Consider the following 2,264-nt stretch of genomic DNA (forward strand, 5'->3'; position numbering starts at 1 on the left):
CCTGCCCGGCCGAGGACGACGCGGTGACGGTGTAGGTGCCGGGCGTGGTGCCCGCGGCGACCGTGCCCGAGCCGGAGAAGGCCTCCGGGTTCGTCCGGTCGAGGGTGGCCGGGCCGCTGAAGGCAGCCGAGGTGACCGTGATGCCCGAGGCGGTCTGCGCGGCGGGCTCGGCGAACGTGCCGGAGAAGGAGACCGTCCCGCCGGGGCGGACCGACGAGTTGGACAGCATGAGGACGCCGGGCTCCGAGACCGCGGCGCTGCCCGAGCCCGAGGTGGCGGACGAGGTGGTCGACCCGGCCGCCGAGGTGTCCGTGGACAGCGGCGACGCGAGGGCGGTCCCGGCGCCGGCCCCGGCGAGGGTGATCGCGGTCGCGGTGACGACGGCGGCGGTGGCGGCGGACAGACGCATGACGTGCTCCCGAGGGTGAGGGAGGTGGTGCGGGGAGCGTCCGGTCGGGGCGTTCTCCGTGCTGACGAGATCCATCGTCGCGCCGGCGCGGCCTCCGTCCCGTCCCCCGACGGCACGGTCCTGCGGACGACACCGCTGTCCCCCGACGGGGGGACGTTCGGCGTCGAAGGTCAGGTCCAGCGGGTGCGCAGGTAGCCGCCGACGAGCGCGGTCAGCTCGTCGAGGATCGCCTCGCGCCCGACGTCGGGGCGCTCCAGCACCCACGAGATCGTCACGTGCTCGACGGTACGCACGAGCATCCACGCGACGGCGTCGACGGGCACCCCGTCGGCGTCGGGGTGCTCGGCGAGCAGCGCCCCCGCGACGAGCGCGTCGATGCGGCGGGCGAACCCCATCCGGCGCCGCTCGGCCGTCCGGGGCCGGTCCTGCCACAGCACCCGCACCAGGTCGGCCTCGGCGCACAGCGCGTCGAGGAGGGCCTCGAGGTGACCGCGGACGGCGTCGTCCCCGCCCCGCAGGCCGGCGAGGAACGCGCGCGTGATGCGAGCTTCGAGGTCGTCGACCGCCCGCTCCACGACCCGGTCGAGGATAGCCTCCTTGTCCGGGAAGTACTGGTAGAGCGACCCGGGCCCGACGCCCGCGGCGGCCGCGATCCGGTTGGTGCTCGCCCCCTCGAACCCCCGCTCGAGCAGCACGGACCGGCCCGCGGCGAGGATGCGCTCGACCGTGGCGCGGGAGCGCTCCTGCGTCGGGCGGCGGCGCATCGCGCGGGGCTCCTCGGCGGTCACCGGACACCTCCCGCGGCGCGTCGGGAAACGCGAGTTGAACGCGACCGGGAACTCGTGTCAGCGTCCTCCCCATGGTGGCAGAGACCGTGCTCCCGGAGTTCCCGGCGCGCTTCCGGGGCGCGGCGGAGCGCAATGCCGCCATCGCCCGACCCCTCGCGCTGCTGGGCCGGGTCCGGCGCCGCGACGAGGCGCTCGTCGACGAGATCGGGCGCCGGATGCTGCGCCGCGACGAGGTCGGCGCCGAGCTCGCCGCGGCGATGCGGCGCGACGCGATCCCCCGGGTCACGACGACCGCGCTGCACCGCGCCCTCGCCGACGGCGTCGGTGACGACGACCCGCCCGCGCTGCGGCGCTTCGTCGCCACCCTCGAGCGCGAGCCCGCCTGGCTCGACCGCGACCTGCTCGAGCGCGGCGCCCGCGCCTACCGGCGGATGGGCCGCAGCCGCGACGACGTCCTGCTCGCGCTGTCGCTCATCGGCGGCTACCGCTACGCCGGGCCGGCCGACCTGCTCGTCGCCACCGGCGGGCTCACCGGCACCACCGCGATGCGCCGCCTCGGCGAGACCACGGCCTGGGGCCACGCGGTGTCGCGGCCCGGCGGTCTGGCCCGCGACGGCGAGGGTTTCCGGACGACCGCGCACGTCCGCGCGATGCACGCGCTGATCAACGACCGGTTCGAGCGCCACCCCGACTGGGACAGCGCCGCCCTGGGCCTGCCGGTGAACCGCAGCGACCTCGCCGGGACGCTCGCCCTGTTCAGCGCCACCGCCATCCTCGGCGTGCGGGTCCTCGGCCGTCGGGTGCCGCGCGCCGACGCCCTCGCGGTCATGCACCTGTGGCGCTACGTCGGCAACCTCATGGGTGTCGACGAGGTCTGGCTGTTCGCCGACGAGCGCGCCCAGCACGCCTTCGACCACCACCTGCTCCTCGCCCAGGGCGGCCCGACCCCCGCGGGTGCCGCCCTCACGACGGCGCTGGTGGAGGGCACCCGGCGCAGCCACGCCGGGCGTGGGCACCCGATCCGCGGCTGGTGGGCCCGGCGCCGGCTGCTCTCGCACCTGCGGCTC

General features: G+C 76.7%; 3 protein-coding genes. 1 reads left to right on the forward strand and 2 read right to left on the reverse strand.

Going from position 1 to position 2,264, the window contains the following annotated elements:
• The coding region (locus AC0CYZ_RS31975) for a hypothetical protein (protein WP_472222351.1) at positions 1-409 on the reverse strand (409 nt) is incomplete at its 3' end.
• Positions 410-579: 170 nt separating this feature from the next.
• On the reverse strand, positions 580-1,197 hold the full coding sequence (locus tag AC0CYZ_RS31980; RefSeq protein WP_472222353.1) for a TetR/AcrR family transcriptional regulator: 618 nt from the start codon (positions 1,195-1,197) through the stop codon (positions 580-582).
• A 71-nt stretch (positions 1,198-1,268) separates the two neighbouring features.
• On the opposite strand from AC0CYZ_RS31980, the gene AC0CYZ_RS31985 reads away from it, so the two are divergent.
• Positions 1,269-2,264: oxygenase MpaB family protein (locus tag AC0CYZ_RS31985; RefSeq protein ID WP_472222355.1), on the forward strand; the 996-nt coding region annotated here is incomplete at its 3' end.

This window comes from Actinomycetospora sp., assembly GCF_055612215.1.